The sequence below is a fragment of the Citrobacter sp. genome, from assembly GCF_050252275.1.
In the GTDB taxonomy this organism is placed as follows: domain Bacteria; phylum Pseudomonadota; class Gammaproteobacteria; order Enterobacterales; family Enterobacteriaceae; genus Citrobacter_A; species Citrobacter_A amalonaticus.
Genome location: NZ_JBFWLF010000005.1, coordinates 13,913 through 39,625, shown reverse-complemented (window position 1 = coordinate 39,625; position 25,713 = coordinate 13,913). Strand labels below are relative to the sequence as shown.

Genomic DNA, 25,713 nt, shown 5'->3' with positions numbered 1-25,713 from the left:
CCGTGGGCACCGTAGCCAGCTCAGGTGCTATCAATCTTAACGGTGTAAATAATACCGGTATTAAAGCGCTTACTGGCGGCAAAGCATCTTTATCAGGCGATATTAACATTGCTGGCGGAGCAGATACCTCGACCGGCCTGCGCAACTATGGCGTCTGGTCAGAAGGTAGCGGTTCACAGGTCGATATTTCTGGCCAGGTCAATATGAGTGGTGACGGCGCAATAGGCGTTCATGCCCGTGATGGTGGTTCTGTTACGTTATCCGGCAGTGGAGAGATTAACTTTGCCGGTGGCACTAACCAGCTCGGCTATTATGTCTACGGCCCCACTGCCTCAATCATCAATAACGGCACTGGTGCACAGGATGTGAGTACGCAGGATTCCGTGCTGTTCCGCGTGGACGGCGGGGCTGACTTTACCGGTGGTGCGGGTGCAGCCTCGGAACTGACTGCCTCTGGTCAGGGGTCAACCACGATTGTTGCCAATGGTAAAGACGCGACCAGCGGCAATGTGTCTGCCTTTAATTCCGGCGGTATGACCCTCAACCTCTCCGGGGAAGACTCCACTGGCGTGCTGGTTCAGGGCGGTGCGCAGGGCAAAATCACCTCAAACGCCACTATCAACATGACGGCCACCGGCGCGGTGGCGGGGATTGTTGACGGCCAGGGCTATGACATCAACGGTAATGCGCAGGGCACGCCTGTAGCAGGTGTGCTGGCGAACGCGGCACTGGCAGCCGGGGCGGCAGGATTTGGTACAGGGACTATTCTTGTCACCGAAGCGGCACTGAACTCGGCGCTGGATGCGGTGACCGGGTTCATTGCCCGTAATGGTGCCGAAATCAGTAACGCAGGCAACATTACCTTTACCGGCGAAGACACCACCGGTCTGCTGATTGAAGCCGGTGCCCGTGGGGGGAATACCGGTAGCATCACCGTCAATGCAGGCGGTACCGCGATCGTGGCGCAGGATGCAACCGGCACCCACACCACCGTGGTCAACAACTCGGGCAATATTGTGCTTAACGGCGGCGATGTAGCAAACCGTACCACCGGCATCCGTGCCAGCGGCGCACAAACCACCGTGAATATGACCGGCGGCACCGTGACCCTCAACGGCGACGGCGCCATCGGGGTCCGCGCCTCTGACGGGGCGACGGTGAACCTGTCCGGCACCGCCACGCCGGACTTCTCTGAGTCGGCCACCGACCAGATCCTGTTTGCCATTTCCGGTGCTGGCTCCACCATTAATACTGATGTACCGGCCAGTACCATCCTGGATGCATCCGGAACGCGTTCCACCCTGTTCCGTCTCGAAGATGGGGCGACAATGGACGGCGATATCCAGGTGGCGGCCAGCGGCCAGGAAGCGACGGCGCTCTATGCCACCGGCCCCGGAACCCACGCCACGATCGGCAGCGGCAGTGCGCTGGATATCAGCGGCGCAGGCGCCACGGGGGTGATTGCCTCCGGCGAGGCCACCATTGACATCGAAAGCGGTGCCTCGCTTGCCCTGACCGGCACCGGCGCACGCGCCGGGATTGTGGACGGCAACACCTACGGTTCTGACGGTTCGCTGATTTCCACCAACAGTGGGGCAGTACTGAACAACGCGGCCACCATCACCTCTTCGGTCAACGGTGCCACTGCCTTTACCGCGCAGAACAGCGGTACCCTTGATAACAGCGGCGACATTGTCCTCACCGGTACCGGATCAACGGCGGTGAAAGTACTGGGCGGTGAAGTCGGTAACAGCGGCAATATCACCGCGAACGGCACCGCCCTGTATGTCGGGGCCGGTGACCAGGGGCAGAGCTCCACCATCACCAACAGCGGAACCGTGCTGGCCACCAACGGTAACGCCGCCATTGAGCTGGCCGCCGGGGCGCTGAACCTGGTCGGCAGCGGCGTGGGCACGGTTGAAGCCCGCGGCACGGCTGATGGTGTGCTGGTAAGCACCGGTGCCACCGGGCTTGATGTGAACGGGGCACACATCATCGTTAACGCGGCAGGCGCCACGGGGAACGGTATTGAGAACGCCGCGAACCTGACCGACCTGCAACTGACGAACACCACCATTGACGTGGCGAACGGTGCCGGGGTGCGTACCTCGGTGACCATCGACAAAACCAACAGCGGTCTCATCACCGTCAGCGGTAACGGTGAGGGGATTGCGTTCGAAAATGCCGACGGCAGCGCCACCACCGGTAACCTCGACCTGTCCGGCTCCTCCGGCCTGACCATTAACGTCACCGGCGCGGGCGGTACCGGCATTTATGCCAACACCACCGGCACTGTGGACACGGCGGCGTACGTCACTGTGGGCAACGCGGCGGGCGGCCCTGCCCTGAAACTGGGCAGCGGCGTCACGTCTGCCACCAACCGCGGCATACTGGAATCGGCCAGTGCCACGACCTCCACGGTTGATACGGCGAATGCCACCACCTTCACCAACGCGGACACCGGGGTGATTACCGCCTCCGCCGCCGGCACACCGACGCTGGCGATGAGTGCGGCAAATGCCACGATGAACAACGCCGGGCTGATTAACGGTGACGTGGTGATGAACGGGGCGAATGCCACGGTGAACAACACCGGCACCGTCAGTAACAACATCACCACAAGCAGCGGCAATAACGCGGTGACGGTGGACGACGGTATCGTGGGCGGCAACATTGCGCTCAACGGCAGCGGCACCAACACCGTCCTGCTGACAAACGGCGCGGATGTGAACACCGTCAGCGGCTCTGCGGGTGTGGATACGGTCACCGTACTGGGCAACGGCAACACCTTTAACGCCCTTTACGGCGGCAGTGGTAACGCCACGGTGGCCTTTAAAGGGGTGACCGAAGGTTTCACCATGGACGGCACCGGTGCGCGAATCAACAACTACAACCAGGTGAACCTGCGTGAGGCGTCCCTGTTCACACTGAACAGTGGCTACGCGCTGGGCGGTAAACCGGCAGGCGGCGCGGCGTTTGATATTGATGCCACCTCGGTTCTGGCGGTGAACAGTCCGGCTGCCCGTACCTTCACCAATAAACTAACCGGCACCGGGACCATGGCGGTAAATGCCAGCGGGGCGGTATTTGATTTTGCCACCACCACCGGCAGCGCCTTCGCCGGGACCGTGGACCTGAGCAATGCGACCCTGTCGCTTGACGGTGTGAACACCACGGCCATGACGAATGCCACCCTGAACGTGAATACCGGCAGCTTCACCACGGTGGGTAACGGTGAACAGGCGATTGGCGGGCTCAGTTTTGAGGGCGGCTATATGGCCTTTAACGCCACCGCGCCGCATGACATCGTGGCCGCCAGCCATGTGACGGTGAACACGCTGGATGCCTCAGGCACGGGCGCGGTTCAGGTGAACATTCCCGACCCGTATATGCCGGAAATAGCAACGGACACCACCTCGTCCCTGATGACCCAGGATGACGCCAACGTTGGTGTACAACTGGTCAGCGCCGCGTACGTCACCGGCAGCGGGGGTAACCTGGACCTGGTTGACCAGTACGGCCTCGACATCCCGGCTGCGATGCAGGTCGATATTGCCCAGGGCGGGAACACCGTGGCGAAAGGTACCTACGATTACCGCCTGACCACCGCACCAGGTGACGGCCTGTACGTGAACTACGGCCTGACAGAGCTTGAGTTGCTGCAGGACCAGACCCTGACCCTTGTCGGAACACCGGGGGCCACCGGCGCGGCGGCAGACCAGTCCGCCCGCATCACCGGCAGCGGTAATCTGGCTGTCAGCACCACCGATAGCGACGTGCTGTCGCTGTCGAACAGCAGCAACGATTACACCGGCAGCACCACCGTGGTGGGCGGCACCCTGCGTACCGACGTGGACGGCGCACTGGGCGATACGGCGATGCTGGCGATTCACAGTGACGCGAAAGCAGACCTTAACGGCACTGTGCAGATGGCAGGTCAGCTGGCAAGCGATGTTAATTCCGTCCTCGACGTGAACGGCGGCTCGCTGAGCCTGGCAAACGGTGGTTACAGCAACGGCAGCCTGACCGGCAGCGGTAAGCTGAACGTAGACGGCGGCGTGCTGTCCATCGACGGTGCCAACAGCGGCCTGAGCGCCACCACCACCATCAGCAGCGGTGCCGAAGTGGTCATTAACAACGCGAAAGGCGCAGGTACCGGTGATATTGCCGATGAAGGTATCCTGACGCTGGACGGTGCGACCGGCACACTGGCAAATAATATCAGCGGTACTGGTCATGTTGACGCGACTAACACCACAAACGCCGCCGTCACCGGTGACAACAGCGGCTTCAGCGGCCTGTTTAACATTGATGACGGCAGCAACCTGACCGTCAACAAACAGAACCACCTCGGTACCGCATCCGTCAACGATAACGGTCTGCTGACCGTGAACACCGGCAGCGACTGGACACTCAGTAACAGTGTCAGCGGCAGCGGTGACCTGACCAAAGCCGGTACCGGCACCCTGACCCTAACACAGGACGCTGCGGCGTACACCGGCACCACCGGCATTAACGCCGGTGAACTGGCGCTGGGCAGTGACGCGGACTCCGCCGTGGATATGGCGAGTGGTCTGGTGAACGTGCACAACGGAGGCACCTTCACCGGTTACGGCAGCACCGCCGGGGATGTGAACGTCATGCAGGGCGGTACCATGCAGATGACCGATTTTCTGGTCGGCGGCAGCCTGACCAACAGCGGCTCAGTCCTGCTGACCCGTGAAGACGGAACGCCGGGTAACACCCTGACGGTGAACGGCAACTACACCGGGAACAACGGTCTGCTGGCGCTCAACACCGTACTTGGCGATGACAGCTCAGTGACGGACAAACTGACGGTAGAGGGCGACACGGCTGGCAATACCCGTGTCAGCGTGACCAATACCGGCGGGACCGGTGCACAGACGGTGAACGGTATCGAGGTCATCCAGGTCGACGGCAACTCAGCGGGGAGCTTCGCCCTGACCACCGGGACCGTGGAAGCCGGGGCCTACGTCTATACCCTGGCGAAAGGGGCCGGAGCAGCGGCGAAGAACTGGTACCTGACCAGTAAATGGAAAGACAGCACACCGCCGCAGGATGAGCCAGATCCGATTGACGTTGACCCGTCGGAACCGACACCACCGGTAGTCGATCCGACCGCCCCGGACGCGCTGCGCCCGGAAGCCGGCAGCTATATCAGCAATATCGCGGCAGCCAACACGCTGTTTCACCACCGCCTGCACGACCGTCTCGGTGAACCGCAGTACACCGATGCGCTGTATAACGGTGAGGAGAACGTCAGCAGCATGTGGATGCGCCACGTCGGCGGTCACGAACGTTCATCTTCCGGTGACGGCCAGCTGCAAACACAGAGCAACCGCTATGTGCTGCAGATTGGTGGCGACATCGCGCAGTGGAGTTCTGACGGACTGGACCGCTGGCACCTGGGCGTGATGGGCGGCTATGCGAACGAGCACAGCAACACCCGCAGCGACCGTGTTGGCTACGGCTCTGACGGACGCGTCAGCGGCTACAGCGCCGGTCTGTACGGCACCTGGTACCAGAACGATGCGGACAAAACCGGCATGTATGTGGACAGTTGGATGCTGTACAACTGGTTTGACAGCAGCGTGGAATCAGACCACCGGGACAGCGACAGCTACAAATCGAAAGGTCTGACCGCATCCGTCGAAGCGGGTTATACCCTGAAAGCCGGAGAGTTTTACGGCAGCGAGGGCACACTGAACACCTGGTATGTGCAGCCGCAGGCGCAGGTCACCTGGATGGGCGTGAAAGATGATGCGCATCGCCGTAAAGACGGAACCCGCATCGAAACGCAGGGCGACGGCAATATTCAGACTCGCCTCGGGGTGAGAACGTATCTGAGCAGTCACCACAAAATGGATGACGGTAAACAGCGTACCTTCCAGCCATTCGTGGAAGTGAACTGGATCCACAATACGGAAACCTGGGGCGTGAAGATGGACGGGACAAAAGTCAGCCGCGATGGCGCGCGTAATCTGGGCGAAGTCCGCACCGGGGTGGAAGGCAAGCTGAACGACCATCTGAGCGTGTGGGGCAACGTGGGTGTGCAGATGGGCGATAAAGGCTACAGTGATACCCAGGGCATGGTGGGGGTAAAATACAGCTGGTAAGTCATGTGTCTGAAATAGGCGGAGCCGGGAAACCCGGCTCCGTTTTTCGTGAAATCACCGGAGCCGTAATCAGGAATATGCATTTATCAGGAAGAGAGATGATGTCAAAAACAAAGCAGGAATGGCTTTTCCAGTTAAGGAAATGTACCTGTCAGGCAACGCTGGATAAAGTCATCGGAAAAAATAACGATGAACTGGCAGAAGATGAACTGGTGAATTTTTACGCAGCAGCCGACCATCGACTGGCGGAGATAATAACGAACACCCTGTATGATAAAGTGCCGGCAGCCGTATGGTCGCTGGTTCGTTAAAAAAGAGGTGGTCTTTTTATATCTTCCGGGCGTCCTCTCGTTTCAAGCGAGCCTCATCCAGAGATATATCAGGTAAACACCGATAGAGAGTTTTTCTCATTTCAGGGAATATAACGGATAAAAAGCGAATTCAGTAGAGGTGTATTGACTTCGAAATGGCGCCCCCTACAGGATTCGAACCTGTGACCGACGGCTTAGAAGGCCGTTGCTCTATCCAGCTGAGCTAAGGGAGCATTGAACAGCAATGCGGGTGATACAAAACTGGTCGGTATTATACGTTCACAACCTTAGCGGTCAATGGCTTTCCTCTCAACTGCTTGAGTTATGAGCATCCCGTCTGTTTGCAGGGCAAATCCCCTTCAGATAACCCTCTAAAACAACGCCAATAGTAAGCGGTAACTGACAACCGCCTTCACTTCTGACAAAATAGCGCCATCCCCTTTGACGTGAAGTAACAGATGGAATCCTCTCTCTGATGGCAGCAAAGATTATTGACGGTAAAACGATTGCGCAGCAGGTGCGCTCTGAGGTTGCTCAAAAAGTTCAGGCGCGTATTGAGGCCGGGCGTCGAGCTCCTGGCCTGGCGGTAGTGCTGGTAGGCAGCAACCCGGCTTCGCAGATTTATGTGGCAAGCAAGCGTAAAGCCTGTGACGAAGTGGGATTCGTCTCCCGCTCGTATGACCTGCCGGAAACCACCAGCGAGGCGGAACTGCTTGAGCTGATTGATACGCTCAACGCCGACAACACTATCGACGGTATTCTGGTGCAGTTGCCACTTCCGGCAGGCATCGATAATGTCAAAGTGCTGGAACGAATTGATCCGGATAAAGACGTGGACGGTTTCCATCCTTACAACGTCGGTCGCCTGTGCCAGCGCGCCCCGCGTTTGCGCCCCTGCACGCCGCGCGGGATTGTCACCCTGCTCGAACGTTACAACATCGATCTCTATGGTCTGAATGCGGTCGTGATCGGTGCCTCTAACATCGTGGGTCGTCCCATGAGTATGGAACTGCTACTGGCCGGTTGCACCACTACGGTGACCCACCGCTTCACCAAAAATCTGCGTCATCACGTTGAGCATGCCGATCTGCTGATCGTTGCCGTCGGGAAACCGGGCTTTATTCCAGGTGAGTGGATCAAAGAAGGCGCTATCGTGGTGGATGTCGGCATCAACCGTCTGGAAAATGGCAAAGTCGTCGGCGACGTGGTATTTGAAGACGCTGCAGCACGTGCCTCGTACATTACGCCCGTACCGGGCGGCGTGGGGCCAATGACGGTGGCCACACTTATCGAAAACACGCTACAGGCGTGCGTTGAATATCACGATCCTCAGGACAATTAATATGGCAACCTTTTCTTTAGGCAAGCATCCTCACGTTGAACTGTGCGATTTGCTAAAACTGGAAGGCTGGAGTGAAAGCGGCGCCCAGGCGAAAATGGCGATTGCCGAAGGTCAGGTAAAAGTTGACGGCGCGGTAGAAACCCGCAAGCGCTGTAAAATCGTGGCCGGCCAAACCGTGAGTTTTGCCGGACAGACCATCACCGTAACAGCCTGAGCGCTCTGACACCTCAACCCGCTCTCTCCTTCGGAGATGTCGGGTTGAGGCTCCCCTTCTCCTCCCCTATCACCCTACGACCATAGCGGTTAATTATCGATCAACTTCAAAGAATCGCGATTTCATTTGATGCAGCGTGAAATTTCAGTTGCGCAAAATCCACGCCTTCATCACGATAAGTAGAACGTTCTACTATAACGTTCTACTTACAATAACAGCGTCAATAAAAACGCTACTCGGGGGAATCAGCATGAGTCTGATATCAGGGTTTGTTAAATCGTTGTCTAAATTATCAATGATTGGTCGCGCTTTAATGCTGCCAATTTCACTACTTCCTGCTGCGGGCCTGCTGCTGGCCTTCGGGGATAAATTCCATCTGCCGCTGATGATGAACGCAGGCGGCGTTATCTTTGATAACCTGCCGATGTTGTTTGCTATCGGCTCTGCCGTCGGTCTCGCTTCAGAATCGGGTATTGCCGCGCTGTCGGCGGCGGTCTCCGTGTTTGTCACCAATATCACCATCAGTACGGTGCTGAGCATCACGCCGGAGATGGCCTCCCAGGGCGGCAAATACGCGATGGTGGTCGGAATCCCGACCCTGCAGATGGGCGTCTTTGGCGGTCTGATCTGCGGTATTCTCGCCGCCTGGTGTTACAACCGCTTTCACACCATGCAGTTGCCGGAATTCCTCGGTTTCTTCTCCGGTAAACGTTTTGTGGCCATCGCCACCGCGTTTCTCTCCTTCGTGCTCGGTCTGCTGCTGCCCTACGTCTGGCAACATATTCAGTCCGGTATCGATGCGCTCTCGGTGGTGGTTAACGGCGATAATCAGGCGGTCTCAACCTTTATCTTTGGCCTGGTTGAACGCGCGCTGATCCCGCTCGGTTTACATCACATCTGGTATCCCTCTTTCTGGTATTCCTTTGGGGATTACACCACTCAGGCCGGCCAGGTGATCCACGGCGATCAGACCATCTGGTTCAAAATGCTGGAGGAAGGGGTCAAATCCTTCAGTAGCGATACCTATCAAAACGCCGGTAAGTTTATGCAGGGCGAGTTCCCGCTGATGCTGTTCGCGCTGCCTGCGGCATGTCTGGCGATGTATCACGAAGCACACACGAAGAATAAGAAAATTGCCGCCGGTATTCTGTTCTCGGCGGCGCTCACCTGCTTCCTGACAGGGATCACCGAGCCGGTTGAGTTCACCTTTATCTTCGTGGCACCGATTCTGTACGTCTTCAACGCCGTGATGGCGGGTCTGGCCTATATGACCATGTACCTGCTGCATGCGCATATTGCCAAATCGTTCTCCGCCGGTTTCATCGACTACCTGTCGTTTGGCATTCTGCCGTCCTTCAATGGTTATCAGACCAACTTCCTGAACGCCATTATCATCGGTGTGCCGATGGCGCTGATTTACTACTTTACCTTCCGCTTTGTCATTCGCCGTTTCGATATCAAAACGCCAGGTCGAACCGAAGTGACCGCCAATGCCAACGACAAGACGGATACGGAAATTGCCACTGAAATCATCGGCCTGCTGGGCGGTGCGCAGAATATCGACTCCGTCGGCTCCTGCATCACCCGTCTGCGTCTGGAAGTGGCGAAAAGTGACGTGGTCGATAAAGACGGTCTCAACGGCCTCGGTGCTCGCGGCGTGGTCTTTGTCGGCGACAACGGTATCCAGGTGATTTTCGGTGCCAGAGCACAGTTTATCGCCCAGACCATGTCCACGATGATCGGCAAATAATAAGATGTCTGAGTGACACGTCTCCTGTACGCTGGGAGACGTTGTTGTATCAGGCTGATAACCGGTAATTTTCAGGGAGCGATTTTGAAGAAAGTCAGCATTATTGATGTGGCAAAGCAGGCGGGCGTTTCGGTCTCAACCGTTTCGCTGGTGCTACGCCAGAAAGGGAAAATCTCAGAGGCAACCATTGAGAAGGTTCATGCCGCCATCAATACGCTTGGCTATGTCCATAACATCGCCGCGGCGAATCTTCGCGCTAACACCTCTAATTTGATCGGCCTGATCCTGCGCGATTTTAGCGACAGCTTTTCCATCAAGGTAATGGCAAGCATTGTTCAGGAACTGGAAAAAAACGGTTTTATGGTTTTTCTCGGCCAACCGCTTAACGATGGCGATCACCTGGAGCGCTGTCTGCTGTCGTTTAAGCAGCAGGGCGTCGCCGGGGTGATTTACCTCGCCTCTGATAATCGCGCCTCAACATTGCCAGAGAAAATCCGCCACTGCCCGCTACCGCTGGTGGTGGTGTCTCAGTCGCTACTGGAAGACAAATGCGATCTGGTGATGCGCGATAATCGCCAGGCCGCGAATCTGGCGACCCGCTACCTCATTGAGCGCGGGCACCGTAATATCGCCTATATCGGCGGTCAGGAAGGCTGCCACATTCGTGAGCAACGACTGCTGGGTTTTCGCAGCGCGATGACGCAGAACGGCCTGGTGTATCGCGAAGAGTCCGCACCAGCCTGTAGTGACGACACTCAGGCGGCGGGGCTCGCCACGCGCCAGTTACTGGAAAAAAACAACACCTTCACCGCCCTGCTTTGCCATTCTCCCGCCGCGATGATTGGCTCGTTCTCCGGCATTCATCAGGTTGGGCGCACGGTCGGGAAAGATGTTTTCCTCACGCAACAGGTTGCCCTGATTGGGTTCGAAGACATGCTCCACGTGAATCTGACCTCGCCGTCATTGACCTATGTTTCATCCGCCAGTGAAGAGACCGGACGCCAGGCGGCAGTCCTTATGATGCGCAAACTGAAAGAGCCGGCGCTACAAATCCAGCGCATTACCCTTTCCGGTCAACTGGTCGTGCGCGAATCGGCGTAAATTCGGAATTCACCCGCCTCCTCTCCCCGCTTGCCACTGCTATATTGCTATGATTTGCCAGGGATAATGACAATGCCTACCGTTATCACGCACGCCGCCGTCCCGATTTGCCTTGGGCTGGGTCTGGGACTGAAAGTCATTCCTCCACGTTTACTGTTTGCCGGGATCGCGCTGGCAATGCTACCGGATGCCGACGTCCTTTCATTCAAACTCGGCGTGTCCTACGGGAACGTGTTCGGACACCGAGGGTTTACCCATTCGCTGCTGTTTGCGTTGGTGGTTCCGCTGCTCTGCGTGTGGATGGGGCGGCGATGGTTTAAAGCCGGGTTAATGCGCTGCTGGTTGTTTTTGACGGTTTCGCTGCTGTCGCACAGTCTGCTGGACGCAATCACTACCGGCGGCAAAGGAGTTGGCTGGCTGTGGCCGTGGTCGGACGAGCGCTTTTTCGCACCATGGCAGGTGATAAAAGTCGCGCCGTTTGCCCTGTCGCGCTACACCACGCCGTATGGGCATCAGGTGATTATGTCCGAGTTACTGTGGGTGTGGTTGCCGGGTGTACTGCTGATGGGGATGCTGTGGTGGTACCGGAAGCATTGAATTGCCGGATAACGACGCAAAGCGTTTTATCCGGCACGGCTCAGGTATGTTGTCGGCCGGATAAGGCCTTAGCCGCCATCCGGCAAGAACGCTACTTACGACGCCAGGTCGTCCCCTGCGGGCCATCTTCCAGCACGATGCCCATTTCGTTCAGACGGTCACGCGCCGCATCCGCCGCCGCCCAGTCTTTGGCTTTACGGGCATCCAGGCGCTGTTGAATCAGCGCTTCAATTTCCGCAACTTCACCGTCATCCGCCTGCGCACCGCTTTGCAGAAACGCTTCCGGATCCTGCTCCAGCAGTCCCAGCACGCCAGAAATCTTACGCAGATGAGAGGCCATCGCATTCGCGGCGGCCATATCTTCACTCTTCAGACGGTTCACTTCACGCGCCATGTCGAACAGTACGGAGTAGGCTTCCGGGGTGTTGAAATCGTCATTCATCGCCTCAACAAAGCGCGCTTCAAACGCCTCGCCACCGGCTGGCGCGACCGACGTATCCGTCCCGCGCAGCGCGGTGTACAAGCGCTCCAGCGCAGAACGCGCCTGCTTCAGGTTCTCTTCACTGTAGTTCAACTGGCTACGATAGTGGCCAGACATCAGGAAGTAGCGCACGGTTTCCGCGTCGTAATACTTCAGCACGTCGCGTACGGTAAAGAAGTTACCCAGCGATTTGGACATCTTTTCGCGGTCAACCATCACCATCCCGGAGTGCATCCAGTAGTTCACGTACTCACCGTCATGCGCACAGGTGGACTGGGCAATTTCGTTTTCGTGGTGCGGGAACATCAGATCAGAACCGCCGCCATGGATATCAAAGTGATTACCCAGCTGTTTGCAGTTCATCGCGGAACATTCAATATGCCAGCCAGGACGGCCTGCGCCCCACGGTGACGACCAGCTCGGCTCGCCCTCTTTGGACATTTTCCACAGCACGAAGTCCATCGGGTTACGTTTCACATCGACCACATCCACGCGCGCGCCGGCCTGCAGTTGGTCCAGATCCTGGCGCGACAATTGACCGTAGTTTGGGTCGGTCGGGACATCGAACATCACGTCGCCATTGTCCGCCACATAGGCGTGACCTTTGGCAATCAGCTGTTCAGTGATTTCAATGATTTCAGCGATATGGTGAGTCGCGCGCGGCTCCAGGTCCGGACGCAGAATATTTAGCGCATCAAAGTCGTTGTGCATTTCGGCGATCATACGATCCACCAGCGCGACAAAGCTTTCGCCATTTACATTTGCGCGTTTAATAATTTTATCGTCAATATCGGTGATGTTACGCACGTACTTCAGCTTGTAGCCCAGAAAGCGCAGATAGCGCGCCACCACGTCAAACGCCACAAACGTACGGCCATGACCAATATGACAGAGATCGTAAACGGTAATACCACACACGTACATGCCGACTTCCCCGGCATGAATGGGTTTGAATTCCTCTTTTTGGCGCGTCAGTGTATTAAAGATTTTTAACATCGAAGATTCCGTGTAAGACGTGTGTGGATAACAAAGTCTGTATAATACCCATAATTCGGACGGGAAGCAGCACACTTTGCGAGGTGATCGCAGCGTGCGGTTATGCTATAACACCTCCCTAACTCTGACCCTTAGTTGGGTTAAAGCACTACTATATCGGAACAGGATGCAAAAATGGTTACTTTCCACACTAATCACGGCGATATCGTAATCAAAACGTTTGATGATAAAGCGCCTGAAACAGTTAAAAACTTCCTGGACTACTGCCGCGAAGGTTTTTATAACAACACCATTTTCCACCGTGTGATCAATGGTTTTATGATTCAGGGCGGCGGTTTTGAGCCTGGCATGAAACAGAAAGCCACCAAAGACGCTATCAAAAACGAAGCCAACAACGGTCTGAAAAACACCCGTGGTACGCTGGCAATGGCGCGTACTCAGGCTCCGCACTCCGCAACGGCGCAGTTCTTCATCAACGTTGCCGACAACGACTTCCTGAACTTCTCCGCCGAAAGCATGCAGGGCTGGGGCTACTGCGTCTTTGCGGAAGTGGTTGAAGGGATGGACGTGGTTGACAAAATCAAGGGCGTTTCTACCGGTCGCAGCGGCATGCACCAGGACGTACCGAAAGAAGACGTCATTATCGAAAACGTGACCGTCAGCGAGTAATCGTGACGACACTGTTTATTGCAGATCTTCATCTCTGCACGGAAGAACCGGCGATCACCGCCGGTTTTCTGCGTTTTTTAGCGGGTGAAGCCCGTCAGGCTGACGCCCTGTATATCCTGGGCGACCTGTTCGAAGCGTGGATTGGCGATGACGATCCCAACCCGTTACATCGTGAAATCGCCACCGCCATTAAAGCGGTTGTTGATTCCGGCGTCCCCTGTTTCTTCATCCACGGTAATCGTGACTTCCTGATTGGCAAACGCTTCGCCTGCGAAAGCGGCATGACGTTGCTCCCCGAGGAAAAAGTACTCAATCTGTACGGTCGCCGGGTGCTTATCCTGCACGGCGATACGCTGTGCACCGATGACGCGGGTTATCAGGCATTTCGCGCAAAAGTCCATCAACGCTGGCTGCAAACGCTGTTCCTCGCCCTGCCGCTGTGTATTCGCAAACGCGTGGCTGCCCGAATGCGTGCCGACAGTAAAGCCGCTAACCGCAGCAAATCGCTGGAAATCATGGACGTCAACCCACATGCGGTTATCGCAGAGATGGAAAAACATCATGTCCAGTGGTTGATTCACGGCCATACTCACCGTCCTGATGTCCACCCGCTCACGGCTAATGGCGAACCCGCCTTTCGCGTCGTGTTAGGTGCCTGGCATACGGAAGGATCGATGGTTAAAGTCACGCCGGACGATGTGGAACTGATCGCTTTCCCGTTTTGAGAAAAAGCCCCCTCATTATCGACTGGAATACTCGCGATGATCATTAGTGCCAGCCGTCGCACCGATATACCCGCTTTCAACAGTGAGTGGATGTCAATATTGCTACGCGACTTACAATCAACATCAAGCCAACAGCAATTTCAAAAAGCATGATCCACAGAGTCCCTTTTTGTCAGGGGGCACAGAGGGGGTTGATCCGCTTCTGTTAGAACCGGTACGTTTCCAGCGAAATCTCTTTTGACATCGCAGGAAGCCTTAAAATCCAGCTACGCAACCGTTTTCCTTGGCGTTGTATCGTGCTATTCTCTGTGGCCTCAAAAGCAGCGTGTCCCGCACCACAGGAGTTTTCAGACGCATGTCTTCCCGCAATAATCCGGCGCGTGTCGCCATCGTGATGGGGTCCAAAAGCGACTGGGCTACCATGCAGTTCGCCGCCGAAATCTTTGAAATCCTGGATGTCCCACATCACGTAGAAGTGGTTTCTGCCCACCGCACCCCCGATAAACTGTTCAGCTTTGCCGAAAGCGCCGAAGAGAACGGCTATCAGGTAATTATTGCTGGCGCAGGTGGCGCTGCCCATCTTCCAGGTATGATTGCGGCGAAAACGCTGGTGCCGGTATTGGGCGTTCCGGTACAAAGCGCGGCGCTGAGCGGCGTTGATAGCCTGTACTCAATCGTGCAGATGCCGCGCGGTATTCCGGTCGGTACACTGGCAATTGGTAAAGCGGGCGCGGCTAACGCGGCGCTGCTGGCGGCGCAGATTCTGGCGACGCATGATAAGGCATTGCATCAGCGCCTGAACGACTGGCGCAAGGCGCAAACGGATGAGGTGCTGGAGAATCCGGATCCGCGAGGTGCGGCATGAAACAGGTTTGCGTACTGGGCAACGGGCAGTTAGGCCGGATGCTCCGTCAGGCCGGTGAACCGCTGGGTATCGCCGTCTGGCCGGTGGGGCTGGATGCGGAACCGGCTGCCGTGCCTTTTCAGCAAAGCGTGATTACCGCAGAAATCGAGCGCTGGCCGGAAACCGCGTTAACACGTGAACTGGCGCGTCATCCGGCTTTCGTTAACCGTGATGTATTCCCAATTATTGCTGATCGCCTGACGCAAAAACAGCTTTTCGATAAGCTCGGCCTGGCGACCGCGCCATGGCAGTTGCTGGCCGACAAAAGCGAATGGCCTGCTGTCTTTCAGCGTTTAGGCGAACTGGCGATCGTGAAACGTCGTGTCGGTGGTTATGACGGTCGTGGTCAGTGGCGTTTACGCGCCAGTGAAACCAATCAACTGCCTGACGATAACTACGGCGAATGCATTGTTGAGCAAGGCATTAATTTCTCGGGTGAAGTGTCGCTCGTTGGCGCACGCGCGCATGACGGCAGCACGGTGTTCTACCCGCTGACGCGTAACCTGCATCAGGACGGTATTCTGCGCACCAGCGTCGCCTTCCCTCGAGCCGACGCGAAGCAACAGGCACAGGCCGAAGCCATGCTTTCGGCCATCATGCAGGAGCTGGGTTACGTTGGCGTGATGGCGATGGAGTGCTTTGTTACGCCGGAAGGTCTGCTGATCAACGAACTGGCCCCGCGCGTGCACAATAGCGGTCACTGGACGCAAAACGGCGCCAGCATCAGCCAGTTTGAGCTGCATCTGCGGGCGATTACCGGCCTGCCGCTGCCGTCACCGGTAGTGGACAGTCCGTCGGTAATGGTGAATCTGATTGGCAGCGATCTGAACTATGACTGGCTGAAACTGCCGTTAGTGCATCTGCACTGGTACGACAAAGAGGTGCGTCCGGGGCGTAAAGTGGGTCATCTGAATCTGACCGACAGCGATACCGCGCGCCTGAGCGCCACGCTGGAAGCCCTCGCGCCGTTGCTGCCGCCGGAATACGCCAGCGGTATCCTCTGGGCGCAAACTCAGCTCAAGTAAGCCTAAAATGCGGGGAAGTTTAACTTATACTTCCCCGCCCTCTCGTTCCGCGCGTAAAATCCCGTCCATTGCTGTTTGTCTTCTTCAGGATTTCTCATGAACGATGGAACGGACTATCGCGCGATCCTTACCGCCGATACGCCCTTAATCGATGTCCGCGCGCCGGTTGAATTTCAGCAGGGTGCTATACCGGGCGCGATAAATTTACCCTTAATGAATGATGACGAGCGTGCCGCCGTGGGTACCTGCTATAAACGCCAGGGGCCAGAAGCTGCACTTGAGCTCGGCCATCAACTGGTCTGCGGCGAGATTCGCCAGCAGCGTCTGGCTGCCTGGCGCAAAGCCTGCCAGCAACACCCGCAGGGCTATCTCTGCTGCGCCCGGGGCGGTCAGCGTTCGCACATTGTCCAGCAGTGGCTACGTGAATCCGGCGTGGATTACCCGTTGATCAACGGTGGCTACAAAGCGCTACGCCAGGCCGCGATTGCCGCCACGGAGGAACAGGTCCAAAAACCGATCGTGCTGATTGGCGGCTGTACCGGCAATGGCAAAACGCAACTGGTGCAAAAGCAGGAAAGCGGCGTAGATCTTGAGGGATTAGCCCACCATCGCGGCTCCTCTTTTGGGCGCACGCTGGAACCCCAGCTCAGTCAGGCCAGTTTTGAAAATCTGCTGGCGGTGACGCTGCTCAAAAAGCAGGCCACGCGCTGGGTGCTGGAAGATGAAGGCCGTATGATCGGCGCTAACCATCTGCCGGAATGCCTGCGCGAACGCATGACGCAGGCCGCTATCGCCGTGATTGACGATCCGTTCGGGCGCCGTCTTGAGCGTCTGCGGGAAGAGTATTTCGTGCGGATGCATCATGATTTCACCCATGCGTATGGCGAAGAGCCGGGATGGCAGGAATACAGCAATTATCTGCATCATGGGCTTTCTGCAATTCAACGGCGTCTGGGTTTGCAGCGGTTTAACGAGTTAACCGCCAGGCTGGACGTGGCGCTGGAGGCACAGCGTCAGACCGGCAGCACCGAAGCGCATTTCAGTTGGTTAGTGCCGCTGCTGGAAGAATATTACGATCCGATGTATCGCTATCAACTGGAAAAGAAAGCCGGACAGATTGTCTTTCGTGGAACATTTGAAGAGGTTGAGGCGTGGTTGCGCGGTTGAAAAACGCCGGAGGGTGATGATTTGTAGGCCCGGTAAGCCTTAGCGTCACCGGGCACAGCATCAGACTCAGAAGTCGTAACGCAGACGCACCAGGTTCATATCACCCAGGTTATCGGTGCTGGAGGTAAAGACGTGTTCGTAATCAACACGGAAACCATAATCCAGCTGGAAGCTGATACCCACGCCGTTGTCGGTACGCAGGTAGTTGCGACCATTCACGTATTCAATACGGTCACCCATGAAGTACGGCTGAACGGATTTCAACGCATACTGGTTGATTGGGAATGTATAGCCCGCAAAGTATTCCAGACCCCACGCATCACCGGCAAAGTAGTCGTTAACAGACACTTTTTTGGTGGTCATAAAGTTCTGATACCAGCCGCCGCCCAGGGAGAAGGTCCAGTTATCCGGGGTCCAGCTCAGTGCCGTACCGACGATATTCTGATCGTACGTTTTGTTGCCGTTACCGCGCATTTCCGCACGGGTGTAGTTCCACGCCGTACCCCAGCTCAGATCGTCCGTAATGTGATAATCCGCACCCAGTGAACCACCGCCTTTACGCTTGTAGTTCAGGCCATTATTCGGGTTGTAGTCGTCGCTGAACAGATAAGATGCATAGAGATCAACATCACCCACCGTTTTCTTATATTTCAGCATTTTGCGGGAACGGTAAGAACCATCATAGTCGCCGTTAATCCCGTTACCCGGTGCCTGACCAATCATGTCGTAGTCCCAGATATCGGTTTTCGCACCGACCACATCGTAGTAGATGCTGTTCTGTTGACCGAAGGTCAGCGTACCCCAGGTATCGCTCTTCAGACCGGTGTACAGCATACGACGCGTGGTGTCATGCGCGCCGTCAGCATAGTGGTTGTCCCAGTTGAACTGCGCCGGAATGTTAACGCCCAGCTCGTAGAAGCTGATCCAACTGATGTCATCAAACAGATAGTAATCTGCCGCGAAGCGGAAACGGGTACCGCCGTCGAAGCCATTACGTTTATAGCCATTTGCGCCGTCGTCGCCCGTCATGTTCTGGAACTGAGGACGAATACTCCCGCCAACGGTAAAGTTGAGACGGCTCAGCGGATTACCCGCCTGCGGATCTTGTTTCAGAACGGTGATTTCCGCCTGAGAGGCGAAAGACGTCAATGCCACTGCTGCGCCGAGCGATGCCGCCAGCGCTGTTGTTTTTATAGTCATTATTTTTCCTTGATAGATTTCCTGCTAATTATTCAGCGCTTGAATATTAACTGGTATTAACACTGACGTGTTGGCGGGTTTTTAATGATTTGTGCCGTTAAACAGCGAGGGTTTATCAATTTATGCTACTAAGAAAGTACGCGCCAGCATAAAAACCGGCGCGTCATTATCACGGGATTAAACAGTAAACTGACGGAACAACGCTTTCCCTTTCAGCAGACGGACACCGAGCCAGCCCCCGCAAAGAGAAAGTAAAAGCGCGCCGCAAAGAGGCAGGACAATCCACAAGCGCCAGTCAGGTTCCCACGGGAAGTCAAACACCTGCGTTTGCAGCACCGCCAGCGCGGTTTCCGCGCCGATGGACGCCACCAGCCCGGAGACCAGCCCCAGCATGGCAAATTCACACCACAGCGTAGTGCGCAGGAGTTTTTTGCCCGCGCCTAACGTACGCCAGACCACCAGTTCCTGATGGCGCTGGCGCATGCCGACCTGCACCTGCGCCAGTAGCAACAGCATGCCGCAGGCGGTTACCAGCACAACCATGACCTCCAGCGCCCGGCTAACCTGCTCCAGCACCTGCCCTACCTGCTTAAGGATCGCGCCGATGTCTAACAGGCTAATCGTCGGGAACTCACGATTAAGTTGCGTCAGCATGCCGTTGCCGTTTTCCCAGCGGAAGCTGGTCAGCCAGCTTTGCGGCTGACCATCCAGCGCGCCGGACGGGAAGATAAAGAAGAAGTTAGGGCGCAGGCTTTCCCAGTCGACCCGGCGCAAACTGGTCACCTTCGCACTGAACGCCTGAGTGTCACCCATAAAAGTGACGCTGTCGCCGAGTGAAACGTTCAGCCGTTTTGCCAGTCCCTCTTCCATTGATACCTCGCCTTTTTCTGGCGGCCAGTTACCGGCGGTGATGGGGTTGTGATCCGGACGGGTATCCTGCCAGGTCAGATTCAGCTCACGATTCAGGGACTCATCTTGTCCCCCTTCTGTCGGCGTGTTATTTATCGCCGTCAACCGCGCCCGCACGATCGGGTAGAACGCTTCCGGGATCACCTGATGCTCGGAGAGAAATGCCTTCACCTGCGGCACCTGCTCTGGGGCAATGTTGATCAGAAAATAATTGGGACTTTCCGGCGGAAGCTGCTGCTGCCAGCGATCCAGCAGATCACCGCGTAAAACCAGCAGCAGCGCCAGTAGCATAAACGACAGCGAAAACGCTGACAGCTGGCTCAGCGTCGACCACGGCTGACGTAGCAGGCGACTGACCGCGAGGCGCAGCGGCAACGACGACAGCGTCATCCCACGCAGAACGTTCAGCAGCATCCAGCCCAACACGCCGCACAGCAGCGCCAGCACGACCGCCCCCGCCAGCACCGCCCACAGCAACGGACTGCCGCCCATTAACCCGGCCAGTAACAGCACCACCACCATGGTCACGATCGGCAAATAGAATTTCAGCGGCCAGACGTTGGCCACCACGTCACGACGCAAGACGCGCAGCGGTTGGGTAGCTAATAACAAGCGATAGGGACGCAAACCGACCAGCAGCGAGATCACCGTCATGGTGCCCAACGCCCAGATCCACGGCCAGAAACTGGCAGGCGGCAGCGCGGCGGGCAGCACCGGTTTAAGCAGTACCATTAGCATCTTTTCGAATAACAGGCCGATCGCCCCGCCCGTCACGGCGGAAAGCGCCAGTACCATCAGCCACTGCCCGACAATCAGTTTTCGCAGTTGTGCCCTGCCCGCACCGAGCGTTTTCAGAATCGCCACCAGATCATAACGACTGCGACAGTAGTGATTCATCGCCACCGCCACGGCAGCGACGGCCAGCAGCAGTGTTAACAGTGCCGAAAGAAGAAGAAATTGTTGCGAACGCTCCAGGGATTTGCCCAGCGCGCCGTCGTCCTGTTCAAGTCCGTACCAGCGATGTTCCGGCTTCAGCTGCGGTAGTAGCCACTTTTCATAGCCGTCAAGCTGTTGCGGCGTGCCACCAAATTTATAGCGCCACGTGACGCGACTGCCGGGCTGCACGGCACCGGTTTTCGCAACATCCGCTGTATTCATTAACAGACGCGGCGCCATCTGGAAGGGGTTAAAGCCGGAGTCTGGCTCCTGCACCACTTCCCCAGCAATGCGCAGCGTGGCGTCGCCGACATCAATAGTGTCGCCGATTTTCAGGTTCAGCAACGCCATCAGTCGCGGCGCCAACAGTACCGTTCCCTGCTGCGGCTTGAGCCCCGGCGGATTGGTTTCCAGCTCGCCGTACATCGGATAGATGTCATCGACCGCTTTGACGTTCGCCAGCTGTGGCGTATCGCCGGCAAAGGTCATGGTGGCAAAGGTCAGTTGTTCTCCGACCTTCAGACCGCGCTGACGCGCGTCATCAATCCACGCCTGCGGCACCTCGCGTGAGCTGCGCAGTGCCCGGTCCCCCGCCATGAACTCGCGGCTTTGCTGACTTAACCCTTTTTCCATCCGGTCGCTGATGTTGCCCAGCGCCAACACGCAGGCCACCGCCAGACTCAGCGCCAGCCAGACAATCAACAGCGACGGCGAGCGCCATTCGCGCCAGAACCAGCGTGCGATCATGCCTCCTCCTGCAACTGTCCATTCACCAGGCGCAGTCGTCGGTTGCAGCGCGCCGCCAGTTGCGGATCGTGAGTCACCAGAATCAGCGTGGTGCCGTGTTCGCGGTTAAGCGACAAGAGCAGATCGGCAATTTTTTCACCGGTCTGCCGGTCGAGGTTCCCCGTTGGTTCATCGGCAAACAGGACGTCCGGGCGACCATTAAAAGCGCGCGCCAGCGCCACGCGCTGCTGCTCACCACCGGAAAGCTGCGCCGGAAGATGGTCCAGACGCTTGCCCAGACCCAGTTGTTCCAGCAGGGCTTTCGCTCCCGCTTTACTTTGTCCGCTGTTTTCGCCGCGCAGTAGTGCGGGAAGTTCGACGTTTTCCAGTGCATTCAGCGTGGGAATCAACATAAATGACTGAAAGACAAAACCGACATGCTGTGCACGCAGTTGAGCCCGGGCCTCTTCATCCATCTGATGCAACGGTTTCCCCACCAGATTGACGGCGCCGTCGGTGCCATCGTCCAGTCCGGCGAGGATCGCCAGCAGCGTGGATTTCCCTGAACCCGACTCGCCAATCAGCGCAATGGTCTCGGCGCGTTTGACAACCAGGTCAACTCCGGTAAGGATGGAAAGCTCGTGCTCCCCCTGACCGACGGACTTCTTAAGACGATGAACTTCAACAATGTTTTCCGCTGGCATTTGCCTTTCCTGTTCCTGATCCTGTTTACCTGTCGGGCCGCTGCGGCTGACACGTTGTTAATCCTCGGCGACAGCCTGAGCGCCGGGTACCGAATGTCCGCCAGTGCCGCCTGGCCTGCACTGCTCAACGACAAATGGCGGAGCAAAACCACCGTGGTGAACGCCAGCATCAGCGGCGACACCTCTCAGCAAGCGCTGGCGCGCCTGCCTGCGCTACTCAAACAGCATCAACCGCGCTGGGTGCTGGTTGAGCTGGGCGGCAACGACGGGCTACGCGGCTTTGCGCCGCAACAGACCGAACAAACGCTGCGTACCATCGTGCAGGACGTGAAGGCGGCGAACGCCGAGCCGTTGCTGATGCAAATTCGCCTGCCCGCAAACTATGGCCGTCGATATAATGAAACCTTTAGCGCGCTCTATCCAAAGCTCGCCAAAGAATTTGATATTCCTCTGTTACCCTTTTTTATGGAAGAGGTCTATCTAAAACCGCAGTGGATGCAGGATGATGGTATTCACCCTAACCGCGATGCCCAGCCGTTTATCGCTGACTGGATGGCGAAGCAGCTGAGTCCTTTAGTAAAACACGAGTCTTAATTCAACGGAGATCCTGACAGGTAAAGTTATGCAAAAATCGGTCTTAATAACAGGATGTTCCAGCGGTATCGGCTTGGAAAGCGCGCTTGAGCTGAAGCGTCAGGGTTTTCAGGTTCTCGCCGGCTGCCGCAAACCCGACGATGTCACGCGTATGAATAATATGGGATTCACCGGCGTATTGATCGACCTCGACTTGCCTGAGAGCGTGGATCGCGCCGCTGACGAGGTGATCGCCCTGACCGATAACTGCTTATACGGGATCTTTAACAATGCCGGGTACGGCGTTTACGGTCCGCTGCCCACCATCAGCCGCGCGCAGATGGAGCAGCAATTTTCCGCCAATTTCTTTGGCGCTCATCAGCTCACGATGCGTCTGTTACCGGCCATGCTGCCGCACGGCGAAGGTCGGATCGTGATGACCTCCTCGGTGATGGGGCTTATCTCCACACCCGGACGCGGCGCCTACGCGGCCAGTAAATACGCGCTGGAAGCCTGGTCAGATGCGTTACGCATGGAGCTACGTCACAGCGGAATTAAGGTCAGCCTGATTGAACCCGGCCCTATTCGCACGCGCTTTACGGAAAACGTTAACCAGACCCAGAACGACAAACCGGTGGAAAACCCCGGTATTGCCGCACGTTTTACGCTCGATCCTGAAGCCGTCGTCGCCAAAGTGCGCCATGCTTTTGTCAGCGATAAACCCAAACTCCGCTATCCCGTCACGCTGGTAACCTGGGCCGTCATGCTGCTCAAACGTCTGCTGCCGGGGCGCCTGATGGACAAAATTTTGCACGGATGAGTTGAAGCGCACGCGTCAGCCCCCATGTAAAAAAGAAATCGACACAAGAGAGCGACTCCATGTCCACACAGAATATTGTCAACATTAACGAAGCGAACCTGCAGCAGACCTTAGAACTGTCGATGACCACGCCGGTCCTGTTCTACTTCTGGTCTGAACGCAGCCAGCACTGCCTGCAACTGACGCCGGTGCTGGAAAGCCTTGCCGCACAGTACAACGGTCAGTTCATTCTGGCGAAGCTCGACTGCGATGCCGAGCAGATGATTGCCTCTCAGTTCGGTCTGCGCGCTATTCCAACCGTCTATTTGTTCCAGAACGGTCAGCCGGTTGACGGCTTCCAGGGACCGCAACCTGAAGAGGTGATTCGCGCCCTGCTCGACAAAGTGCTGCCGCGTGAAGAAGAGCTAAAAGCGCAACAGGCCATGCAGCTGATGCAGGAAGACAACTACATTGAAGCACTGCCGCTGCTGAAAGACGCCTGGCAGTTGTCTAACCAGAGCAGTGAAATCGGCCTGCTACTGGCGGAAACGCAGATTGCCCTCAACCGCTCTGAAGATGCAGAAGCCGTGCTGAAAACCATTCCGCTTCAGGATCAGGACACCCGTTATCAGGGGCTGGTCGCGCAAATTGAACTGTTGAAACAGGCGGCGGATACGCCAGAGATTCAGCTACTGCAACAACAGGTGGCGGAAAACCCGCAGGACGCCGGACTGGCCGCACAGTTGGCGCTGCAACTGCATCAGGTGGGACGCAACGAAGAAGCGCTGGAACTGCTGTTCAGTCATCTGAAAAAAGATCTTGCCGCCGCAGACGGTCAGGCGCGTAAAACGTTCCAGGAAATTCTTGCCGCACTGGGTACCGGCGACGCGCTGGCGTCGAAATATCGTCGTCAGCTCTACGCGCTGTTGTACTGATTAACGTTGCCCGATGGCGCTACGCTTATCGGGCCTACGCCAGTCGCTGGTTACGATTTCTTCAAACGCGTCACCACCAGTTGGTGGCGCGAGTTGTAAAACTTCCGATAGGTTAAATAGCAGGCAATGATGGTCGACAGGCTCGCCGTTGAGAGCAACATAAAGGTCACCATAATCTGATATTTAATCGCTTTGACCGGATCGATACCGGCAAAGATCAGCCCTGACATCATCCCCGGCAAACTCACCAGTCCGACCGTTTTCGCGGAGTCGATCGTTGGGATCAGCGAGGCGCGAATACTGTCGCGGATCAAGCCCGCAGACGCCATTTTCGGCGTGGCGCCAAGACTAAGTTTTTCCTGAATCTGCTGTTGTTCGCTGCTGAAACGCTGACCGAGATTGTTGTAGCACAATCCGACGGCCACCATCGCATTACCAGCGATCATCCCAGAAATGGGGATCACCTGCATCGGGATAAATTCAATCGACCCCGACAGCACCAGCACCGCCAGCGTTAACCCTGCCCCCGTCGTGATGGCAATAAACGAGGAAACAAACGCTTTATCAATATATTTACTGCGCTTCTGCGCGTTATACGCGGCGTTAAAACAGATGAATAACACCATCACTAACGTCAGGACAGCATGATTGACCGCGAAGATATATTTCAGGACATAGCCGACGATAATAAGTTGAACCACGGCGCGAGCGACGCTCCAGAGAATATCTTTCTCCAGCGCCAGTTTCTCTTTATGGCTTATCAGCATCGCCACCACCACCAGCATCATCGCTAATGCCAGTGACTCGTTAGTAATATTATGTTCATTCATTACGCGCTTCCTGCATTTCTCCGGCATGCGGCATCAGAGTGATTATTTCATCCGCATGATTAATTTCATCTTTATCGTGAGTCACCCACAGCACCCCTATCTGCTTATCACGAGCATAGTGATGAATAATCTCATTCACATTGCGCTTATTGCTTTCATCCAGTGCGCTGGTGATTTCATCAAGCAGTAAAACCTGCGGTAAAAACTGTAAATTGCGGATCAGGGAAATGCGCTGCTTCTCGCCACCGGAGAGCGCATTGATATTTTTCGCCAGAATCGACTCCGGCAGTTGAAAGCGGGCCAGGTCCGCCAGAAAAGCCCCAGAATCTGGACGCTGGTTACGGATTTGCCAGGGGAAGATCAGATTATCGTAGACCGTATCGCCAAACAGCGCGGGCGTCTGGGCGCAATACGAAACCTGTTGACGATAATGTTCCGGGTTGAGAGTAGCAATATCCTCTCCACCAAAGCGGATCTCACCGCTATTCGGACTGAGCAACGACGCAATAATCTTCAGTAAGGTACTTTTTCCGCAGCCGGAAGGGCCGGTGATTAATTTAAATTCACCAGGACGTAAGTCAAAACTGATGTTATTCAGAATTTTGATGGTCCCGACCTGGTAACCCACATTGTTTACCTGCAACAACCTGCTATTTTCACGCATTATCTATCCTGTTTTCGC

General features: G+C 56.4%; 21 protein-coding genes and 1 tRNA gene. 15 read left to right on the top strand and 7 right to left on the bottom strand.

Annotated elements, in window-relative coordinates; all coding sequences use genetic code 11:
- Positions 1–6,137, top strand: a 6,137-nt coding sequence (locus AB7E14_RS01025; RefSeq protein ID WP_428169286.1) for an autotransporter outer membrane beta-barrel domain-containing protein, incomplete at its 5' end; no start/stop codon positions are given.
- A gap of 101 nt (positions 6,138–6,238) precedes the next feature.
- Positions 6,239–6,448, top strand: coding sequence for a hemolysin expression modulator Hha (hha, locus tag AB7E14_RS01020; RefSeq protein WP_316962007.1), 210 nt, complete (start codon positions 6,239–6,241; stop codon positions 6,446–6,448).
- A 156-nt stretch (positions 6,449–6,604) separates the two neighbouring features.
- Here the strand turns inward: hha and AB7E14_RS01015 are convergent.
- Positions 6,605–6,681: transfer RNA gene (locus AB7E14_RS01015), tRNA-Arg, on the bottom strand.
- Between the two features lie 242 nt (positions 6,682–6,923).
- Between AB7E14_RS01015 and folD the strand changes: the two genes are divergently transcribed.
- The 5 genes from folD to AB7E14_RS00990 all read left to right on the top strand — a co-directional run bounded on the left by folD (position 6,924) and on the right by AB7E14_RS00990 (position 11,452).
- Positions 6,924–7,790 (top strand): bifunctional methylenetetrahydrofolate dehydrogenase/methenyltetrahydrofolate cyclohydrolase FolD, encoded by an 867-nt coding sequence (folD, locus tag AB7E14_RS01010; RefSeq protein ID WP_043001513.1) that lies wholly within the window; start codon positions 6,924–6,926, stop codon positions 7,788–7,790.
- A 1-nt stretch (position 7,791) separates the two neighbouring features.
- The gene (ybcJ, locus tag AB7E14_RS01005) at positions 7,792–8,004 is read left to right on the top strand and encodes a ribosome-associated protein YbcJ (RefSeq protein ID WP_043001514.1); all 213 of its coding nucleotides are present in this window, start codon (positions 7,792–7,794) and stop codon (positions 8,002–8,004) included.
- Positions 8,005–8,254: 250 nt separating this feature from the next.
- The gene (locus tag AB7E14_RS01000) at positions 8,255–9,754 is read left to right on the top strand and encodes a PTS transporter subunit EIIC (RefSeq protein WP_043001515.1); all 1,500 of its coding nucleotides are present in this window, start codon (positions 8,255–8,257) and stop codon (positions 9,752–9,754) included.
- A gap of 84 nt (positions 9,755–9,838) precedes the next feature.
- On the top strand, positions 9,839–10,855 hold the full coding sequence (gene malI, locus AB7E14_RS00995) for a Mal regulon transcriptional regulator MalI (protein WP_044328450.1): 1,017 nt from the start codon (positions 9,839–9,841) through the stop codon (positions 10,853–10,855).
- A gap of 72 nt (positions 10,856–10,927) precedes the next feature.
- Complete coding sequence (locus tag AB7E14_RS00990; RefSeq protein WP_090048804.1) at positions 10,928–11,452, top strand: metal-dependent hydrolase; 525 nt, start codon at positions 10,928–10,930, stop codon at positions 11,450–11,452.
- 91 nt (positions 11,453–11,543) lie between these two features.
- Here the strand turns inward: AB7E14_RS00990 and cysS are convergent, their stop codons facing one another.
- Entirely contained in the window at positions 11,544–12,929 is a 1,386-nt protein-coding gene (gene cysS, locus AB7E14_RS00985) for a cysteine--tRNA ligase (RefSeq protein ID WP_316961937.1), read from the bottom strand.
- A 174-nt stretch (positions 12,930–13,103) separates the two neighbouring features.
- Between cysS and ppiB the strand changes: the two genes are divergently transcribed.
- The 5 genes from ppiB (at position 13,104) to mnmH (ending at position 17,419) form a co-directional block, all read left to right on the top strand.
- Positions 13,104–13,598 carry a peptidylprolyl isomerase B gene (ppiB, locus tag AB7E14_RS00980; protein ID WP_042324369.1) on the top strand — a complete coding sequence of 165 codons (495 nt, stop codon included), beginning with the start codon at positions 13,104–13,106 and terminating at the stop codon, positions 13,596–13,598.
- A gap of 2 nt (positions 13,599–13,600) precedes the next feature.
- The gene (gene lpxH, locus AB7E14_RS00975; RefSeq protein WP_044328452.1) at positions 13,601–14,323 is read left to right on the top strand and encodes a UDP-2,3-diacylglucosamine diphosphatase; all 723 of its coding nucleotides are present in this window, start codon (positions 13,601–13,603) and stop codon (positions 14,321–14,323) included.
- Positions 14,324–14,678: 355 nt separating this feature from the next.
- Complete coding sequence (gene purE, locus AB7E14_RS00970) at positions 14,679–15,188, top strand: 5-(carboxyamino)imidazole ribonucleotide mutase (RefSeq protein WP_043001520.1); 510 nt, start codon at positions 14,679–14,681, stop codon at positions 15,186–15,188.
- A complete protein-coding gene (purK, locus tag AB7E14_RS00965) occupies positions 15,185–16,252 on the top strand; it encodes a 5-(carboxyamino)imidazole ribonucleotide synthase (protein WP_054176095.1) in 1,068 nt (355 codons plus the stop codon). The genes purE and purK overlap by 4 nt, the downstream gene beginning before the upstream one ends.
- A gap of 96 nt (positions 16,253–16,348) precedes the next feature.
- Positions 16,349–17,419 carry a tRNA 2-selenouridine(34) synthase MnmH gene (gene mnmH / locus AB7E14_RS00960; RefSeq protein WP_316961939.1) on the top strand — a complete coding sequence of 357 codons (1,071 nt, stop codon included), beginning with the start codon at positions 16,349–16,351 and terminating at the stop codon, positions 17,417–17,419.
- Between the two features lie 66 nt (positions 17,420–17,485).
- Here the strand turns inward: mnmH and AB7E14_RS00955 are convergent, their stop codons facing one another.
- From AB7E14_RS00955 to ybbA, 3 genes are all read right to left on the bottom strand, one after another.
- Positions 17,486–18,619: a porin gene (locus AB7E14_RS00955; protein WP_316961940.1), complete on the bottom strand. Its 1,134-nt coding sequence runs from the start codon at positions 18,617–18,619 to the stop codon at positions 17,486–17,488.
- A 177-nt stretch (positions 18,620–18,796) separates the two neighbouring features.
- Positions 18,797–21,211, bottom strand: coding sequence for a putative ABC transporter permease subunit YbbP (gene ybbP, locus AB7E14_RS00950; protein WP_316961941.1), 2,415 nt, complete (start codon positions 21,209–21,211; stop codon positions 18,797–18,799).
- On the bottom strand, positions 21,208–21,894 hold the full coding sequence (ybbA, locus tag AB7E14_RS00945) for a putative ABC transporter ATP-binding protein YbbA (RefSeq protein ID WP_316961942.1): 687 nt from the start codon (positions 21,892–21,894) through the stop codon (positions 21,208–21,210). The genes ybbP and ybbA overlap by 4 nt, the downstream gene beginning before the upstream one ends.
- Between ybbA and tesA the strand changes: the two genes are divergently transcribed.
- Genes tesA through AB7E14_RS00930 form a run of 3 tightly spaced genes read left to right on the top strand, consistent with a single transcriptional unit; the run spans position 21,865 to position 24,201 of the window.
- Positions 21,865–22,488 (top strand): multifunctional acyl-CoA thioesterase I/protease I/lysophospholipase L1, encoded by a 624-nt coding sequence (tesA, locus tag AB7E14_RS00940; RefSeq protein WP_130097938.1) that lies wholly within the window; start codon positions 21,865–21,867, stop codon positions 22,486–22,488. The two genes, ybbA and tesA, sit on opposite strands and share 30 nt — an antisense overlap.
- A gap of 28 nt (positions 22,489–22,516) precedes the next feature.
- Positions 22,517–23,287 (top strand): SDR family oxidoreductase, encoded by a 771-nt coding sequence (locus AB7E14_RS00935; RefSeq protein WP_316961943.1) that lies wholly within the window; start codon positions 22,517–22,519, stop codon positions 23,285–23,287.
- A 59-nt stretch (positions 23,288–23,346) separates the two neighbouring features.
- Positions 23,347–24,201, top strand: coding sequence for a co-chaperone YbbN (locus tag AB7E14_RS00930; RefSeq protein ID WP_043001526.1), 855 nt, complete (start codon positions 23,347–23,349; stop codon positions 24,199–24,201).
- A 50-nt stretch (positions 24,202–24,251) separates the two neighbouring features.
- Here AB7E14_RS00930 and fetB read toward each other — a convergent pair whose 3' ends face one another.
- Positions 24,252–25,031 carry an iron efflux ABC transporter permease subunit FetB gene (gene fetB / locus AB7E14_RS00925; RefSeq protein WP_043001527.1) on the bottom strand — a complete coding sequence of 260 codons (780 nt, stop codon included), beginning with the start codon at positions 25,029–25,031 and terminating at the stop codon, positions 24,252–24,254.
- Entirely contained in the window at positions 25,024–25,695 is a 672-nt protein-coding gene (fetA, locus tag AB7E14_RS00920; RefSeq protein WP_316961944.1) for an iron efflux ABC transporter ATP-binding subunit FetA, read from the bottom strand. Before fetA ends, fetB begins: the two co-directional genes overlap by 8 nt.
- Positions 25,696–25,713 lie beyond the last annotated feature (18 nt).

Excerpts from the sequence above, each read along its gene's own strand:
- fetA (WP_316961944.1), bottom strand. The coding sequence starts at position 25,695 with ATGCGTGAAAATAGCAGGTTGTTGCAGGTAAACAATGTGGGTTACCAG.
- hha (WP_316962007.1), top strand. The coding sequence starts at position 6,239 with ATGTCAAAAACAAAGCAGGAATGGCTTTTCCAGTTAAGGAAATGTACC.
- tesA (WP_130097938.1), top strand. The coding sequence starts at position 21,865 with ATGAACTTCAACAATGTTTTCCGCTGGCATTTGCCTTTCCTGTTCCTG.
- purK (WP_054176095.1), top strand. The coding sequence starts at position 15,185 with ATGAAACAGGTTTGCGTACTGGGCAACGGGCAGTTAGGCCGGATGCTC.
- AB7E14_RS01000 (WP_043001515.1), top strand. The coding sequence starts at position 8,255 with ATGAGTCTGATATCAGGGTTTGTTAAATCGTTGTCTAAATTATCAATG.
- cysS (WP_316961937.1), bottom strand. The coding sequence starts at position 12,929 with ATGTTAAAAATCTTTAATACACTGACGCGCCAAAAAGAGGAATTCAAA.
- ybbP (WP_316961941.1), bottom strand. The coding sequence starts at position 21,211 with ATGATCGCACGCTGGTTCTGGCGCGAATGGCGCTCGCCGTCGCTGTTG.
- ppiB (WP_042324369.1), top strand. The coding sequence starts at position 13,104 with ATGGTTACTTTCCACACTAATCACGGCGATATCGTAATCAAAACGTTT.
- folD (WP_043001513.1), top strand. The coding sequence starts at position 6,924 with ATGGCAGCAAAGATTATTGACGGTAAAACGATTGCGCAGCAGGTGCGC.
- AB7E14_RS00930 (WP_043001526.1), top strand. The coding sequence starts at position 23,347 with ATGTCCACACAGAATATTGTCAACATTAACGAAGCGAACCTGCAGCAG.
- AB7E14_RS00955 (WP_316961940.1), bottom strand. The coding sequence starts at position 18,619 with ATGACTATAAAAACAACAGCGCTGGCGGCATCGCTCGGCGCAGCAGTG.
- fetB (WP_043001527.1), bottom strand. The coding sequence starts at position 25,031 with ATGAATGAACATAATATTACTAACGAGTCACTGGCATTAGCGATGATG.
- mnmH (WP_316961939.1), top strand. The coding sequence starts at position 16,349 with ATGAACGATGGAACGGACTATCGCGCGATCCTTACCGCCGATACGCCC.
- purE (WP_043001520.1), top strand. The coding sequence starts at position 14,679 with ATGTCTTCCCGCAATAATCCGGCGCGTGTCGCCATCGTGATGGGGTCC.
- AB7E14_RS00935 (WP_316961943.1), top strand. The coding sequence starts at position 22,517 with ATGCAAAAATCGGTCTTAATAACAGGATGTTCCAGCGGTATCGGCTTG.
- ybbA (WP_316961942.1), bottom strand. The coding sequence starts at position 21,894 with ATGCCAGCGGAAAACATTGTTGAAGTTCATCGTCTTAAGAAGTCCGTC.
- AB7E14_RS00990 (WP_090048804.1), top strand. The coding sequence starts at position 10,928 with ATGCCTACCGTTATCACGCACGCCGCCGTCCCGATTTGCCTTGGGCTG.
- ybcJ (WP_043001514.1), top strand. The coding sequence starts at position 7,792 with ATGGCAACCTTTTCTTTAGGCAAGCATCCTCACGTTGAACTGTGCGAT.